The organism is Neglectibacter sp. X4 (genome assembly GCF_009917365.1).
Classification (GTDB): domain Bacteria; phylum Bacillota; class Clostridia; order Oscillospirales; family Acutalibacteraceae; genus Acutalibacter.
The window spans coordinates 1-279 of the sequence record NZ_QWLE01000230.1; the positions used below are offsets into that span (position 1 = coordinate 1).

Consider the following 279-nt stretch of genomic DNA (forward strand, 5'->3'; position numbering starts at 1 on the left):
TGATAATCTTTGCATTGTAAGTAAAGCCTAATACGCATTCATCAGCGATTTTTTCCTTTACAGCCTCGTCCTCAACTACAATATATCTTGTAATCTGTGTATTTTTCCAAGACGGCGCAAAAGAAGCAGCTTCTACGATTTCTCTTACAACCTCGTGATCCACAACTTCTGGCTTAAACTTTCTGATACTTCTTCTTTCCTTTATACAAGTAATTGCTTCCATAGTTTCTCCTTACTCAAATTTCCTAAAGTCACTTTAGTATACCGATTTTTTATGAG

1 protein-coding gene is annotated in these 279 nt (G+C 35.5%); it reads right to left on the reverse strand.

The window, feature by feature from the left end; all coding sequences use genetic code 11:
- Positions 1-223 (reverse strand): nitroreductase family protein (locus D1841_RS17845; RefSeq protein ID WP_166554351.1); only part of this gene is annotated, 223 nt, incomplete at its 3' end.
- Positions 224-279: the final 56 nt, after the last annotated feature.